Raw genomic sequence first — 14,856 nt, forward strand, 5'->3', positions numbered from 1 at the left:
TTTACCCTTTAGCAAAATTGGTCCAGTTCACACGAGATACAAAAAAACGAGAAACTGCGAAATGGCGAGTATTTATTAGAAAGACTCCATAATTAAGGGGCCGAACCGTTTTTTGTTCAGATCGAGTAAAATGGCTAATATTAACTGTAAGTTTTCCATCTATTCTGCGCATGATGGAGAAATCCCATAAATTAACTGTAGAAAATCCAGTTATTCGCCGGGAGCTCAGGGTCACTCGCACAAGCTCCCTCTCACTGGGCACATCTCACAAGCTCCCTCGCACAAGGCCCATCGCACAGGGTCATCCACTCAGCCCATCTCCATCCCACCAACTCTTCACGACCAAGCATGAAAAAAAGGCCGCGCTAAGCGCGACCCTCATTATATATTACACTATAGCACTTTGGACAAAAACGACTTCGTACGTTCCTGGGTCGGCGCTTCAAAAATTTGCTCAGGTTTGCCTTCTTCAACAATTACCCCTTGCTCCATAAACATAACCCGATCGCCAACTTCACGCGCAAAGCCCATTTCATGTGTAACGACGACCATCGTCATACCTTCTTTGGCCAATTGCTTCATGACGCCCAGCACCTCGCCAACCATTTCGGGATCAAGCGCTGAGGTTGGTTCATCGAACAACATGATCTTCGGTTCCATCGCAAGCGCACGGGCAATCGCAACACGCTGCGCCTGTCCACCGGATAGAGAATCCGGAAGCGCGTTTGCTTTGTCTGCGAGTCCAACCTTGGACAATAGCTCCATCGCTTTCTTCCGAGCTTTATCCTCCGGCCATTTCCGTACCTGGATAGGCGCAAGCATGATGTTATCAATTACCTTCATATGCGGGAATAAGTGAAACCGCTGAAACACCATACCTAATTCCATGCGGATCTCATTAATTTTGTTAGTCGAGTCCATCAGATTACGGCCATCAATCGTGATTGTTCCACCATTAGGCTCCTCTAATAGGTTCAAACATCGTAAGAATGTTGATTTTCCTGAACCTGAAGGGCCAATCACAACCAGCACCTCTTGGTGCTGAATTTCTGTACTTATATCACGAAGAACAACGTTATCTCCAAACGCTTTCTTCAAGCTCTTTACTTCTATTAATGCGGTCATGGTTATACCCTCCTTTCGATATAGCCAAGAAGCTTGCTAAGAGAGTAAGTAAGAATGAAATAAATAAGTGCAGCTGTCAAATACGGCTCCCATACTTTGAAATATTGGCTCCGCATGGCATTAGACCAATACATAAGCTCAGGTGCCGCGATGATCGCAAACAAGGAAGAATCCTTAATCAGAACGATAAATTCATTACCAAAAGGCGGAATCATCCGTTTGATGGCTTGCGGTAAAATGACCGATTTCATCGTTTGGAAATGAGTCATACCTAGGGAATGCGCTGCTTCCGTTTGGCCTTTATCGATGGATTGAATACCTGCACGGAAGATTTCAGCCATATACCCCGCCGAATTCAAGGATAAAGCAACAACCGAAGCGACAATCGGGTTCGTTTCCCCTAAGAACAAGGGCACAACACCAAAATGTACAAGCAATATTTGAACCAGCAGCGGTGTGCCGCGGAAAAAGTTAACGTATATACTAGTCGGCCATCTCAAATAGCCGCGGTGAGACATTTTACCTAATCCAACTGCAAGCCCTAATACAGACCCGAAACAGATGGAGAGAATGGAAATACCAATCGTCCATAGCGTACCTTTCAGCAGCAAGGGGACATAATCAAGAATGATATCAAAGCGAAATTCCATTCTACACTTCCTTTCCATTAATTATTCTGCTACTTACAGAAGAAAAGCATGCGTAAGGTTAAGTCACGCATGCTTTTAAGCTTTTATTTTTGATCGAGCAATTTCTTCGTATCTGGCTCTTGACCGAACCATTTCTTGTACACTGTTGCATAAGTGCCGTTCTCAATTACTTTTTTGATAGCAGGATCCAGCTTCGCTTTGAGGTCGCTGCCTTTAGGAAGCAAGATGCCGTAGTACTCGGATTCGAAGTTTTTTGCGTCAGCTATCGAAACAAATTTTTTGGTTGGATTGTTTTTAACATACTCACGAATAATAGCAATATCCGCAACAACTGCGTCAACACCGTTACTCTCAAGTTCCATCAGTGCAAGTGTGTTGTTATCCATACGTTTTAGTGACTTGTTTTCATTACCCATGATTTCCGTCATAAGCGTATCAGCAGTAGTAGAGATTTGAACCGCTACTTTCTTATCTTTCAAATCGACTGCACTCTTGATCGGGCTTCCTTCTTTAACAAGAATCATATTCGTTGACTCAAAGTAAGGAGCTGAGAAATCATAGGATTGTTTACGTTTATCCGTAATAGATACGCTGGAAATTCCTGCCTGGTACTCTTTCCCTTGTTCAACACTTGTCAGCATTGTATCCCAACCAGTGTTAGTAACGCTATAAGCTAGACCTGCTTCTTTCATAACTTCAGCAAGGAAGTCGATATCAAAACCTGCCACCTTGTCTTTATCCATATATTCCATCGGTGCGTAAGCCGCATCTGTTGCAAATTTAACTTTCGTGCCACCGCTATCTTTCGAGCCACAACCTGCCATTGTTAAAACTAAAGCTGCTGCTACCACAGAAATCATTAATTTTTTCATCATTCTTCCCCCGTTCTATGTATTGGACGAATCATATATTAACACTTGGTCAATAAAATAACAACACCTATCTACTATAAATATCCGAGGAAATTGAAGGAAATGTGTATTTCGAACTATTTTCAGCTGCTTGCACAGTTCATCTAACCCGTTTTGTTGTTCTGCATAATAAGAAAACGCCTAGGTCTTAAGGACCCAAGCGCTCGAGCTTGCCATTTCATCTGTCTTACATCATTTTAAGTATTGCTTCCCGTCCCGTCATCCCGGCTACAATACCCAGGTCTTCTGCCGTATAAGTTACAGATTCAAGCGGTGCTTCCAGCAGCTCCTCGATCGTTCGAACCCCGGTAGCTCGCGCCGCTACAATATTCCTGTCACTTAATCGCTCATTGAGCAGCGCTACATCGAGGGCGCCGCACATAATGTAACCTTTATCCGTCGTCACTACCAGCAAGGTCGTTTTCGGCAATTTAACCTCTATCGCGATTGCTGTATGTCCTTCAAGAAGAATGGGTTCTACGCGCATCATGCTCTGCACAGCTCCTCTTCGCAGTCTTACGGTAGTATATGCGCCTGCGGCTAGTACGGTGTGAGGTCACTGTAAAGATTCTGTGTGTTTTTCCTTTGGATTGTATTATCGTGAAAAAAAGCTAATTTATAACCTCATCAAAGCTCTCCGCTCAGCTTGAGGTCTACATACCTGACAAACGCCAACAACTCTTCCTTGCTCGTCTGAATAGAAACTTAATTTCCTATCTTTTTTTCGACAGAACGAACACATTTGCTTGTTCACTTTGGAAACTTTCTTCCCGTATAGTGACATTTGTATAATCTTGGTCGTTTCAACCTTATCTCTTAATTTATAAGTAAGTTTATAAATAAAAAGAAGCACACTCAATAGGATAATAGCCAGCATGATCCATTTCATAGCGCAACCTTCCTTCATATCATATTCGTTCAAGCTTACTGGAGATCGAATTGGGATGTTGATTTAATCGCCTTACAAATAAATCATATTCCTCTTCTGCTTCTTTGAGAATGGCTTCCAGATCCGCTCTTGCTAAATTCAATAAGAGCCATTTATGAAAACGAAGCTACATTTGCTAATGATATCATGCTATAGTTAAGGTAGTGCAATTGCAGTGCAGTTAGGAGGCTATGATGAACCCACGGGATTCAAACACAAGTCCGAAGAATGGACATTTATTCACCGTAGAGATTTTAATTGAAGCTGAAACCAATGGCCTTGCAATGGAAAAGCTCCTTCATTTGTTAAACGTAGACACGATCAAAGATTATCAAATACTTAAAGGTATTCAGCTAGGTCAACTTATTGAATTGAACACGAAACAAGGAAGTTCCGCTTCCTTATATACAAATAAAAAGCCTCTCGTTCCTACGCCAACAGCAGCAGGCAGAACGATTCATTCCGAAGCCGCAAAACACATTGTTGAACAGTTAGAGAATTTCAAGACCAACAATACTTTGATTCGGTTGACGGTTATCAAAGCCCAAGGCATTAAATTGAGTCTTCCTTGTCGAATCCTTAATTTTGACGCGAGCAGCCAGAATGTGACCGTCTATCATGTAGATGAGAAGAAGGTATATCTGTTTAAGTTAAATGAAATCGATGATTACGTGGCAACAAATTGAAAACAAAGGTACCCTTGCTAACAACCTGCAAGGGTACCTTTTTCTATTCACCTGTCGCAGCAGCAACAGAAATTCCATGCTTTAGCATATACTCTAGCTCTATGCGATCCACAGGAGGACTAAACCAATAGCCTTGAACCTCATTGCATCGATTTTGATATAAGAATTTCAATTGATCTTCTGTCTCTACACCTTCCGCGATAACTTTCAGATTCAAATGGTGCGTCATAGCAATAATGGTCACAACAATGGCAGCGTCATTCGGATCAACCATAATATCGCGTACGAAGGAGCGGTCGATCTTCAACTTATCAATCGGAAATTTCTTCAAATAATAGAGTGAGCTATAGCCTGTACCGAAATCATCGATACTCACATTTACACCAAGCTCTTTCAATTCAAGAAGGGATTGAATCGCATGATCCACATCCATCGTCATACTTTCGGTAATTTCCAACTCCAAATATTGCGGATCCAGCTCCGTCTGCTCAAGAACACGGCTTATTTTCCCTTTAAGATTATGCTGGAAAAACTGTCTCATCGATAAATTCACTGAGATTGGAATAGGGGCATATCCTTCAGACTGCCATGTTTTATTTTGCTTACAAGCCGCGCGGAGCACCCACTCGCCAATAGGTACGATCAATCCACTTTCCTCCGCTAATGGGATAAAATGATTAGGCATAACCATCCCTTTATCCGGGTGATTCCACCGAATTAATGCCTCCACACCAACAATACGCCCCGATCCTATATCCACCTGAGGTTGGTAGTAAAGTACGAATTCTTCATTGACTAAAGCTCTGCGCAGTTCATTCTCCAACTTCAAACGATTAATCGAAACCGATTTCATGTCCGAATTGAATATCTGAAAATCGTTTCTTCCCTTTTCCTTGGCTCTGGCTAATGCAATGTCCGCATATTTCATCAATTCGTCAGCCTCATCGGTATCTTCCGAGGAAATGGCGACGCCTATGCTTGCAGTGATATGAAGCTCATATTGTTCTAGGAGGAATGGCTTCTCTAAGACACGATTAATTTCGGCAATGACGGTCATCACATCATTGACATCTTCCACATTGGAGTAGAAAAAAGCAAATTCGTCACCTTCCGTACGCGCTAGGAAATCCTCAGCAGTCAAACATCGTGTGAATCGCTCCGCTAATTGGAGGAGCAGCATGTTACCATAGTCATGTCCAAAGCTATCGTTTACAAGTTTGAAGCGATCAATATCCAAATAGAATACGGCAACCTTATGTCCTTCTTCTTTACATAGACGAATTCGTTCATTCAAATGATCTTTAAATAACCTTCGATTCGGAAGCCCCGTCATATCATCGTAATAGGCCATATATCGGACTTGCTCGTCGCCGCGTTTACGTTCTGTGACGTCCTGACAAATCAGAATATTCCCTTTGGAATGATGATAGATATCGACAGGAACAGCTGTTACATGCAAATCGACACGATATCCGCGCTGATGCAGCACCGACGTATCAAAGGTATATGGAATCCCATCGCGACTCTGTTGCAATTGCCACTTTGTGGCTTCCAATTGTTCTTCCGTTACAATATCCGTAAAGGGTTGATGCATGAGGTCTGAGACCGAGTATCCCAGAATCGATTCTGCCGCTTGATTCATTCGAATGAATATACCTTCATCATTAAAAATCCCGATTGCATTGGGATTATGTTCAAATAGTGAATCTAGAACACTTAGATACGCATGATCTCTCGGGAGTTCCTTGGGTACCTGCGGTTGTCGCAGCGGTTTCTTCGTACGCAGTACGTAAAGCAATGCGAGTGCGCCCAAGAAACAAATCCATGGGGCGTACGGCTTTACGAAAATGCTAACGCATATGGCTACGACGACATATACGCCAATATAGAGCCGATTGTTCACGAATTCGCCTCCTCCTATAGTTCTATGTTCGATAGGGAAGCCTTTCGTAGATATCCGAACCTAGCTCCCAAATAATATAAAGTAATCTCGCGCACATTTCCAAACAGTGTTTACTTTCTACAAAGGTCGTGCCATTTCCTGCTAACTCGCCATAAAATGCGAAAAAGAGCCAGATTTCTCCGGCTCTTTTGGCTATTTTAATTTAAACGCTGCAATGGCTAACAGGGTCCAACCGACAAGGAAGCTTATTCCGCCTAGCGGAGTTATAGGTCCAAAAGCCTTGATGCCCGTCAAGCTTAATCCATACAAACTGCCAGAGAACAAGATAATTCCGATGAAGATTGCCCATCCTGAGGCATTCACCAGTGAAGTGTTTCCTAGCTTGTCCGAGAGCAGCGCGATCACGAGTAATGCAATCGCGTGGATCATGTGATAATGAACACCTGTTTGAAACACATCGATCTTATCTGGAATTTTCGCTTTTAAAATATGGGCACCAAACGCACCTAATGCGACAGATAAGAAAGCATTCAAGCTTCCAAATATCAAAAATAACTTCATCATAAGACTACATTTCCTTTCACTGCTGTGATGAACTACTCGACCTCACCAATATCGTGTTGGCCCACAATTAAACGAACAGGCTCCAAGAAAACACGTGTAACCGTAGGCTGCTCGATTAAATTCACTTCAATATCTTCAATTTTATAACGAGTCGTCTTACCTTCACGCTTGTCATAGACAACGTCAAACTGCTTCAAACCTAACTGGTGAATCAAAACGGAAGAACCAATGGTGACGGCATTCGATTCAAATTCTCCATGTTCAAATAGTACCTCGGACAAAATCTCATCATTCATATCGACAATCGTAACATACTGGCAAAATTGGTATCTCATCGTAAAAACTCCCCCTTGGATTGGATGTGTTTAGGTATATGTACCCATTCGCCAAAAAATGTCGATATTCCTGCTATTTTTATAATTCCCCATCAAGTTCACATAAAATCCAACAAAAATATGACAATAGGTATTGTAAACATGCTAAATAATGTCGAAGTAAAGACCGCCTGTGAAGAAAACTCAGCCTCATTCTCATACTCAATAGCAAGGAGTACACTACTTAAGGAAGTAGGAACTGCGCAGGACAGAACTAACGCCTTCGCGGTCAAACCTTCAATCCCCAACATCCACACAACCAGAAAGCCTAACAGCGGACCTATCGCCAAACGCAACATATTCGACAACAAGACATTCGAGAATTGAAATGTCCATTTCATGGCACCAAGCTGTACACCTAACGTCAACAGCGCTGTGGCCATAAAGGCATTAGCGATGTAGTTCAATGGGATGTTGATCGAAGATGGTACCGGCACATGATAATAACGCAATAAGAGTCCTATTGGAATGGCATAAATGACGGGTAATGAGAGAATCGTTTTCATAGTCGCTTTCCAAGTAGCCTTATGTGCGTTTAACGTGTATATCCCGTAAGTATTAGGGATGAGCGTCTGCATAATCATAATGACGATTTGGATAGCTAACGTATAGGCGTTGCCACCAAATACGGTTTGATTGAGTGGCAGGGCATAATTAGCGCTATTGTAGAAAATAACACTATTTCGCATAGCAATCCGCATGCCGCGTTGCAGCTTCTGTATACGGATGATCACTTCAATAATGGCAAATAGAAGGCTGAAGAAAATGACAAAAAATAAGAGCACCTGCATGAGGATCGAGAGACTCATTTCGGATTCATACAGCTTTACAAAAACCAGCGCCGGCGAAAACACATAGAAATTTAGCTTCGAGAGTGTTCGAATGTCAATCTGAAAGGCGCGATACATGGTCACGCCAATCGCAATCATGATACAAATCGGAACAATGTTGTTGATTAGAATGTACACGAAATAATTCATTACATAGCCTCACTTCATCGAGAATCCCCATGATGCTCCTTACATGGAGGCATTAACGCTTGTGATAATTCGTTTCAACTGCTCATTGAAATTCGCTATTTCTTCCGGCGATAAACCGCTCGAAGCAAACAGTGTCTGCGGAATGCATAGCGCCTGGTCGTAGAGTGCTAGCCCTGCTTCTGTGATGCGAATAAGAACTACCCGCTCATCTTCCTGTGAGCGATTCCGAACGAGCAACTTCTGTGCTTCCATTCGCTTGAGCATCGGGGTCAGTGTGCCTGAATCCAGATCAAGCTTCTCACTTAGCTCTTTCACCGTGCTTTCCTGTTGTTCCCAGAGCACAAGCAGAACCAAGTATTGCGGATACGTGATTCCGAGCTCCTCAAGAAAAGGACGATACATACGAGTAATCGCTCTGGAACTCGCGTATAAGCTGAAACAAAGCTGATTCTCCAGCTTCAAAAATTCACTGCTGCTCATCGTCGTTTCTCTCCCTCCGTCGTATTGTAAACAATCGTTTTGCTTCCAATTTAAACAAAAAGCTTCCGACTGTCAATACAAAACACGGATGAGCCCCCATCCAGTGGGAGCTCATCCGTGTTTTTCAAATTTACTTATTTAATATTTTGGCTTTTCACATACTCCAACCATTGCTTTTTGTACTCTGCTTGGATTTTATCAAGCCCTGCAACTTTGGCTTTTTCCATAAATGTTTTCAGTCCGCCTTCAACGTCCGCAACGAGACCTGCTTCAAGTGGATACAGATATTGTTTCTCCACTTGCTCTAATGCCGCTCTTTCAGCTTGATAGCTCGTGTAGTCTTCTGCAAAGCCTGTGTATTTATCAGGTGATGCAATTTTGTCCAGATCAGCGAAGATCTTTTTCACGCCATCGTAACCTTTATCGAATAACATAAACTCAGGATTTCTCCAAGCCCAACCCTGCATAGCTTCTCTCGGGAAACCATTGCTGTTCGTGTCACCGATCATTGTGTAGTAGCCGTTATCAACGGTATAGTTTTTGCCTAAAATACCATATTCAGTCAATTGATTGTAAGTTTTGTCCGTTACCATTTTTTCGTAGAAGGCAAGTGCACGTTCTGCGTTTTTACTGCTTTTTGGAATCGCGAAGCCATTGTGAATCGGGTGAACTGGCTCTGCGTGACCTTTAATCATTGGCGCTGGGTAATACTCAAGCTTCCAGTCTGGGTGTGTTGAAGCAATTTTCAGCTTCTGATCGTTAAATCGGCTCGGATTATCTCCTAAATTCGCTGCTGCTTTACCGCTTGTAATCAAATCGGTCATCGCATCTTTCGTATTCAGTACGTTCTTCGTAATGTAGCCAGCATCTTGCCATTTCTTCATTGTTTTCAGCTCATTTAAGTGCTCTGCAGAGCCCCAGTATAAGCCAACTTCTGAAGGCGTTTTATAACCAATATTCAACCCATAAGGAACTGCTCCAATTGGATCGATTGTTAAGTTTTTATATTGATCAGATAGACTGCCTTTTACATCACTATTTGCTGCCAATGGTACCATATCAGGCACATTTTTCTTGATACCAGCTAGATACGCTTCAAAATTAGCAAGGGAATCCGGCTTCGGCAAATTGAATTTCTCTCTTAAATCTTCACGCCAGATGAAGCCTGTCGTAACGTACTCTTTATACGTGGCAGGAACGGTGTAGATTTTGCCATCAATTTTGACAGCTTCCCACATATCCTTCGGTACGAAGCTATTCAATTTAGGCGCTGCTTTCGGAAGCAACTCATCCAGTGCTAGGAAAGCTCCTTTTTTGGCGTAGGATTGGTATTGCGTCCATTCCGCTGTGAAGATCAAATCCACCGCTTGGCCGGAAGATAATAACAGCTTATATTTCTGATCCCAATCCGTCCACGTGGTGAAATTAAATTTAACAGTTGCGTTCAGATCCTTCAAAGCTAGCTTATTAATTTCTTCTTCAATGACCGGAAGATCCTTCGGTGCAGGTCCTAGCATATAGAATTGCAATTCTACTTTCTTCGATGTATCTAAACCTGCTGGCTTAGCTGTAGCCGCTGCTGCTGTTGTTTCAGGTGCTTTCGTTGCTGCTGCTGCGGAAGGACTTGGAGAACTACTGGATGTGGAACTGCTACACCCTGCTACAACGGAACCGGCAAGTGCTATTGCCATTGACACACTGTACATCTTTTTCGTATTACTTTTCATGTAAATCCTCCCTTTATTTGTGCATAATTGAAATAGGACCAACAATCTATGTTAGCTGACGGAATAACTCCGTTACAGTTCTAACCTTTCACAGCGCCTATCGTTAGGCCTTTAACGAAAAATCGTTGAACGAATGGATACAGGAACAATATCGGTCCAGTTACGATGATAGCCATTGCTAGTTTGGTAGATTCCGATGGAATGTCCTGACTCATCGTTACACCCGTAGAGACACCAAGCTGTGAAACCGCAGCAGCCGTATTAATGATGTTATACAAGAAATACTGCAGCTCGTATTTGTTCTGATCATTAATAAAGAGCGATGTCGAGAACCAGCTGTTCCAGTAATGTAAAGCTAGGAATAATCCAACAGTGGCAATCCCAGGCATAGCCAGTGGAAGCACTACACGGTAATAAATCGTGAAGTCATTCGCGCCGTCAATCTTCGAAGACTCTGTTAACTCTTCTGGAATAGATGACTTAATGAAGCTGCGCATTAATATAATAAGGAAGGGAGACATGAGCCCTGGGAAAATCAGTGCTGCGTACGTATCTGTTAACTGCAGATATTTCGTCATCATGATGTACCAAGGGACAAGGCCGCCACCGAAAAGCGTGGTAAAGTAAATATAGAAGGAAAGCTTATTCCGATACTTAAAATCTTTCCTTTGCAGCACGTAACCGGCCATCGTCATCATGAACAACCCGAGAGCCGTCCCGACCACTGTCACAAAGATCGTAACCCCGTAAGCCGTTAATACTTTTTCAGGGAACGTTAGAACCGCCTTGTAGGCTGTCAATGAAAAGACACTCGGTATGAGGTGATATCCATCTCGTATAATGGATTCGTTATCCGTTAAGGAACCCGAAATGATGAGAAGGAAAGGAAACAAACAGATCACAGAAAACGCGATTATAACAAGATAGGCAATAATATTAAATGTAACGGAATCAATTCCTCTGGTACGCAAGTGCAGTCACCTCCTAGAAAAGTGCATATTCATCATTTGATTTTTTAATCAGATAGTTCACTGTCATTATGAGTACAAAACCAAAGATCGACTGGAACAATCCAGCTGAAGTCGCCATCCCGATGTCAAACGTAACCTTCAAAGAGCGGAAAACATACGTATCCAAGATGTCTGTTGCATTGTACAAGATTCCATTATTTCCAATTAATTGGTAGAAGAGATCGAATTGACCTTTCATAATGCTGCCAAGTGCGAATAACAGCAATATAATGAACGTTGGCTTCAGCATCGGAACCGTTATGTACCAAATCCTTTGGAAAATGTTAGCTCCATCAATCGTAGCCGCTTCGTAATACTCATCACTAATGCCAGTTATCGTGGCGAGATAAATGACCATGGTGTAGCCCACATTCTTCCATACATAGAACATAATCAGCAGAAAAACCCATGAAGATGGTGTGTTATAGATGTCAACAGGGTTAGATCCCCATGATTTAAGCGTCGTGTTCACAAACCCGGTATCATAATTAAACATGTTGTAAGCGATTGCGTTGAGAAGAACAAATGAAATAAAATAAGGTAAGAACATCACGGATTGCGTAAGCTTCTTGAAAAACTTCCCTGTCATTTCACTTAATAGGATGGCGCAAAAGATAGCTGCCGCATTCAAGAACACGATAAATGCCAGATTGTAGGCCACCGTATTCCGCGTTAGCGTCCACAACACACCTGATTTCCATAAGAATTTGAAATTCGTAAGCCCTACGAACGGACTTCCGAAAAGTCCCCCATTAAAATCAAATCGGGTAAATGCGAAGTAGATTCCAACCATCGGTACGTACGAATTAATAAAGAAGAAGATCAATGTTGGCGCTATCATGAGAAACAACAATTTATTTTTGTTTAACTCATAGAAAAATCCTTTCTTCCGGATCATGCTGTAAAACCTCCCTGCGTTATTATGTCCTGTTAATCTTGTCGGTTGCCATACTCGAATTATAGACAGAATCGTTCCGTCAAGGATACTGAAGATCTGCTAACATTTATGAACGAACCTACCCAAAACGGCCTAATCTGCATATGCACAATGTAAACTTTCATGGAGAATTCGGCGTTTCTAGTGCTTTTTCAGCCTCTGAGCTCCCCGATTCCATTGCAAGCTGTATTAAGTTGGGATATACTTTTTTTACTAATGGGGGGGACAGATAGCATGATGCTTCGAAATCAAGAGAGCAAATTTATGTACCGCAACATACTTCTCAGTATCGTTTTATCCATTGTCATTACCCTGCTTGTCTCCTCTACGATTCTTTACTTCAACTTCGACAATATTGCGCTGAAGCAAGTATACGAATCCGACTCCAACTCCTTACTCCAGACAAGTCAAGAAATCCGAACGATTACGGAAACTGCAACTTCCCTGTCCTTTCAAATTTATCGTGATTTCGTCATCAGTAAATTATTGTTTTACGATAAACCAGATATCTACGATGTCCAAGGCAGCATGGCCCAATTGAATTTATATCGGTTAGCGATGCCTTTTATCGATTCGATTTATGTGTATAACGGAACCTCAGAGCTTTTCTACGTCAGCTCGAACAACTTTCAAAGCGGCATCCAAACGAAAGCCAATCTTGGCGATCCGGGTATGGTCGATATCCTCGATCATTTTCAGGACTATATTCCTTTCTTGCCGATTCCAAGGACCTTCAAGTCAACCAATGTAAGTACACTTCAAACAACGACTGTCGGAATCTATTCCTATTTGTGCTATGATGCCATCAATTTAAATAATTCCTTGAATTCAGCCGTTGTCGTCAATATCTCTGAATCATTCTTCAATAAATCGTTGAAAAAAATCGCAAACAATCGGGCAAGCAACGAATTTATTATTAATAAAGCGGGCGTTCTGATCTCTACAGATGGATCCAATCCTGTACTTTCCAATTATGCAGATAAAAGCTACATCCAGAAAATTATTGCCAATGCTTCTTCACCTGGTTATTTGGTCGATAACGTCAATGACAATCCGTCTTTAATATCGTATACAGCCCCTGATTCCTTAGGATGGCGTTACGTCCGAACAACCCCTTACACCATTATTACAAAAGAGATCAGAGACATGCGTCTCAAAACGATTTATATCTCGCTTAGTATCCTTCTAATTGGGCTGCTCATTTCGTTCTTCATGTCCAAACGATTATTCGGTCCTATAGATAAGGTCATTCGAAGTTTAAAAACATTAGAAATTGAAAAACGCGATAACCTTCAAATTTTACGACAAAATTTCCTGAGAAATATTATGCTGGGCAGAGATGCCTATCACCCTGAAGCCTTGAAATCGAAATTAACCTATTTCGGATCCAAAATCACCATTGATCATCCTTCTTTGCTTCTCATGGTCAAAATTGATAAATATGAAGAAAACATTCGAACTTATAAAGATCAACTTACCTTATTACGCTATGCAATCATGAATATTGGTACCGAAATCAGCTCCTCCACCTTTCACGCGGAAGGCATCGATATGGGAGATGATCATATTCTCTTGCTGCTCTCTGCGAAAGAGGCGGATTTCAAATGGGAACCTGTTGATTTCACTGAATTACTTCAAAATATGCAAGCATCCATTTCTTCCTTCATTAAATTATCAGTTTCAATTACTGTAAGCCCGCTGCAAGACGAAGCGATGCCATGTTTTCAACTCTATAAACAGCTGTTGGAGGCCTCTTATCATCGTTTATTTAGAGGTCATGGCTGTATCATTTGGTCGGATGACATCATTGCGTACCGTACCAAGGAGTACAAATTTCCATCTCAGAAGGAAAAACAACTCGTCGATTGCCTCATGACAGGCGATTCGGAAGAGGCTGAACTGCATTATACCGACATTGTGAATGAAACATCGCTATATCCTTACACAGTCGTCCATTTGGCCATTTCGCACCTGACCTTAACTGTTAATAATGTACTAACGACGATCAACAAGAATAATGCGCTGGCCTTCCCCCTCTACTTGGATGCTGCTGTCGCTTCTCTGACCCACGTCGAAACCATTGAAGAAATTAATGCACAGTTCATTGACCTATTCAAGCAGCTTCAGAAAAAGCTAGATGAGAAGCGAAGCTCCAAGCATGTGGAGCTGATCAAGAAAATGAACGACATCATTGATCGGGATTATGCGAATCAGAGCTTGTCGCTTAACTCGATTGCAGATGAGCTCGCCATGTCTTCCATTTATATTAGCCGTTTGTACAAGCAGCATACGATGGCTGCCATTACCGATGTGATTCAAGATGTGCGGATGAACAAATCCAAAGATTTGCTTTTAAACTCATCCCTATCCGTTGCTGAAATCGCGGAGAAGACAGGCTTCACGAGCGACTCTTATTTCTACCGCTTATTTAAAAAGTATAATGGGATCACTCCGAACGATTTCCGCAAACAGCTCAAATATGAAAATACGCTTCTACAGAAAGGGCTTGATGAACGATGACATGGCTAAATGCTCACAAGAGTCAATTGCACCTTATTTTTGCAGAAGCAAAGGAAGTAAT

15 protein-coding genes are annotated in these 14,856 nt (G+C 42.0%); 2 read left to right on the plus strand and 13 right to left on the minus strand.

Annotated elements, in window-relative coordinates; genetic code table 11:
* Positions 1-393 precede the first annotated feature (393 nt).
* From ASG89_RS31180 to ASG89_RS31200, 5 genes are all read right to left on the minus strand, one after another.
* The gene (locus ASG89_RS31180) at positions 394-1,125 is read right to left on the minus strand and encodes an amino acid ABC transporter ATP-binding protein (protein ID WP_057315242.1); all 732 of its coding nucleotides are present in this window, start codon (positions 1,123-1,125) and stop codon (positions 394-396) included.
* Between the two features lie 2 nt (positions 1,126-1,127).
* A complete protein-coding gene (locus ASG89_RS31185; protein ID WP_057315243.1) occupies positions 1,128-1,775 on the minus strand; it encodes an amino acid ABC transporter permease in 648 nt (215 codons plus the stop codon).
* A gap of 83 nt (positions 1,776-1,858) precedes the next feature.
* Entirely contained in the window at positions 1,859-2,647 is a 789-nt protein-coding gene (locus ASG89_RS31190; protein WP_414813315.1) for a basic amino acid ABC transporter substrate-binding protein, read from the minus strand.
* A gap of 226 nt (positions 2,648-2,873) precedes the next feature.
* Entirely contained in the window at positions 2,874-3,176 is a 303-nt protein-coding gene (locus ASG89_RS31195; RefSeq protein WP_056624253.1) for a YunC family protein, read from the minus strand.
* 126 nt (positions 3,177-3,302) lie between these two features.
* Complete coding sequence (locus ASG89_RS31200; protein WP_057315245.1) at positions 3,303-3,575, minus strand: hypothetical protein; 273 nt, start codon at positions 3,573-3,575, stop codon at positions 3,303-3,305.
* A 230-nt stretch (positions 3,576-3,805) separates the two neighbouring features.
* Here ASG89_RS31200 and ASG89_RS31205 point away from each other — a divergent pair, with 230 nt between their 5' ends.
* Positions 3,806-4,300 (plus strand): hypothetical protein, encoded by a 495-nt coding sequence (locus ASG89_RS31205; protein WP_235549994.1) that lies wholly within the window; start codon positions 3,806-3,808, stop codon positions 4,298-4,300.
* A 43-nt stretch (positions 4,301-4,343) separates the two neighbouring features.
* On the opposite strand, the gene ASG89_RS31210 is transcribed toward ASG89_RS31205, so the two are convergent.
* From ASG89_RS31210 to ASG89_RS31245, 8 genes are all read right to left on the minus strand, one after another.
* A complete protein-coding gene (locus ASG89_RS31210; RefSeq protein WP_057315247.1) occupies positions 4,344-6,203 on the minus strand; it encodes a putative bifunctional diguanylate cyclase/phosphodiesterase in 1,860 nt (619 codons plus the stop codon).
* A 192-nt stretch (positions 6,204-6,395) separates the two neighbouring features.
* Entirely contained in the window at positions 6,396-6,764 is a 369-nt protein-coding gene (locus tag ASG89_RS31215; protein ID WP_057315505.1) for a DUF423 domain-containing protein, read from the minus strand.
* A 35-nt stretch (positions 6,765-6,799) separates the two neighbouring features.
* Positions 6,800-7,102: a hypothetical protein gene (locus ASG89_RS31220; RefSeq protein ID WP_057315248.1), complete on the minus strand. Its 303-nt coding sequence runs from the start codon at positions 7,100-7,102 to the stop codon at positions 6,800-6,802.
* Positions 7,103-7,200: 98 nt separating this feature from the next.
* Positions 7,201-8,121, minus strand: coding sequence for an AEC family transporter (locus ASG89_RS31225; RefSeq protein WP_057315249.1), 921 nt, complete (start codon positions 8,119-8,121; stop codon positions 7,201-7,203).
* Between the two features lie 39 nt (positions 8,122-8,160).
* Entirely contained in the window at positions 8,161-8,601 is a 441-nt protein-coding gene (locus tag ASG89_RS31230; protein WP_057315250.1) for a MarR family winged helix-turn-helix transcriptional regulator, read from the minus strand.
* Positions 8,602-8,735: 134 nt separating this feature from the next.
* A complete protein-coding gene (locus tag ASG89_RS31235) occupies positions 8,736-10,328 on the minus strand; it encodes an extracellular solute-binding protein (RefSeq protein WP_057315251.1) in 1,593 nt (530 codons plus the stop codon).
* An 80-nt stretch (positions 10,329-10,408) separates the two neighbouring features.
* On the minus strand, positions 10,409-11,299 hold the full coding sequence (locus ASG89_RS31240; protein ID WP_157257131.1) for a carbohydrate ABC transporter permease: 891 nt from the start codon (positions 11,297-11,299) through the stop codon (positions 10,409-10,411).
* Between the two features lie 13 nt (positions 11,300-11,312).
* Entirely contained in the window at positions 11,313-12,236 is a 924-nt protein-coding gene (locus tag ASG89_RS31245; protein ID WP_057315252.1) for an ABC transporter permease, read from the minus strand.
* 273 nt (positions 12,237-12,509) lie between these two features.
* Between ASG89_RS31245 and ASG89_RS31250 the strand changes: the two genes are divergently transcribed.
* Positions 12,510-14,795: an AraC family transcriptional regulator gene (locus ASG89_RS31250; protein WP_057315253.1), complete on the plus strand. Its 2,286-nt coding sequence runs from the start codon at positions 12,510-12,512 to the stop codon at positions 14,793-14,795.
* The last annotated feature ends 61 nt before the right edge of the window (positions 14,796-14,856 follow it).

Source organism: Paenibacillus sp. Soil766 (genome assembly GCF_001428105.1).
Lineage (GTDB): Bacteria > Bacillota > Bacilli > Paenibacillales > NBRC-103111 > Paenibacillus_E.

Coding starts and splice junctions, on each gene's coding strand:
- ASG89_RS31180 (WP_057315242.1), bottom strand. CDS start 1,125: ATGACCGCATTAATAGAAGTAAAGAGCTTGAAGAAAGCGTTTGGAGAT.
- ASG89_RS31185 (WP_057315243.1), bottom strand. CDS start 1,775: ATGGAATTTCGCTTTGATATCATTCTTGATTATGTCCCCTTGCTGCTG.
- ASG89_RS31190 (WP_414813315.1), bottom strand. CDS start 2,647: ATGAAAAAATTAATGATTTCTGTGGTAGCAGCAGCTTTAGTTTTAACA.
- ASG89_RS31195 (WP_056624253.1), bottom strand. CDS start 3,176: ATGATGCGCGTAGAACCCATTCTTCTTGAAGGACATACAGCAATCGCG.
- ASG89_RS31200 (WP_057315245.1), bottom strand. CDS start 3,575: ATGAAATGGATCATGCTGGCTATTATCCTATTGAGTGTGCTTCTTTTT.
- ASG89_RS31205 (WP_235549994.1), top strand. CDS start 3,806: ATGATGAACCCACGGGATTCAAACACAAGTCCGAAGAATGGACATTTA.
- ASG89_RS31215 (WP_057315505.1), bottom strand. CDS start 6,764: ATGAAGTTATTTTTGATATTTGGAAGCTTGAATGCTTTCTTATCTGTC.
- ASG89_RS31220 (WP_057315248.1), bottom strand. CDS start 7,102: ATGAGATACCAATTTTGCCAGTATGTTACGATTGTCGATATGAATGAT.
- ASG89_RS31225 (WP_057315249.1), bottom strand. CDS start 8,121: ATGAATTATTTCGTGTACATTCTAATCAACAACATTGTTCCGATTTGT.
- ASG89_RS31230 (WP_057315250.1), bottom strand. CDS start 8,601: ATGAGCAGCAGTGAATTTTTGAAGCTGGAGAATCAGCTTTGTTTCAGC.
- ASG89_RS31235 (WP_057315251.1), bottom strand. CDS start 10,328: ATGAAAAGTAATACGAAAAAGATGTACAGTGTGTCAATGGCAATAGCA.
- ASG89_RS31245 (WP_057315252.1), bottom strand. CDS start 12,236: ATGATCCGGAAGAAAGGATTTTTCTATGAGTTAAACAAAAATAAATTG.
- ASG89_RS31250 (WP_057315253.1), top strand. CDS start 12,510: ATGATGCTTCGAAATCAAGAGAGCAAATTTATGTACCGCAACATACTT.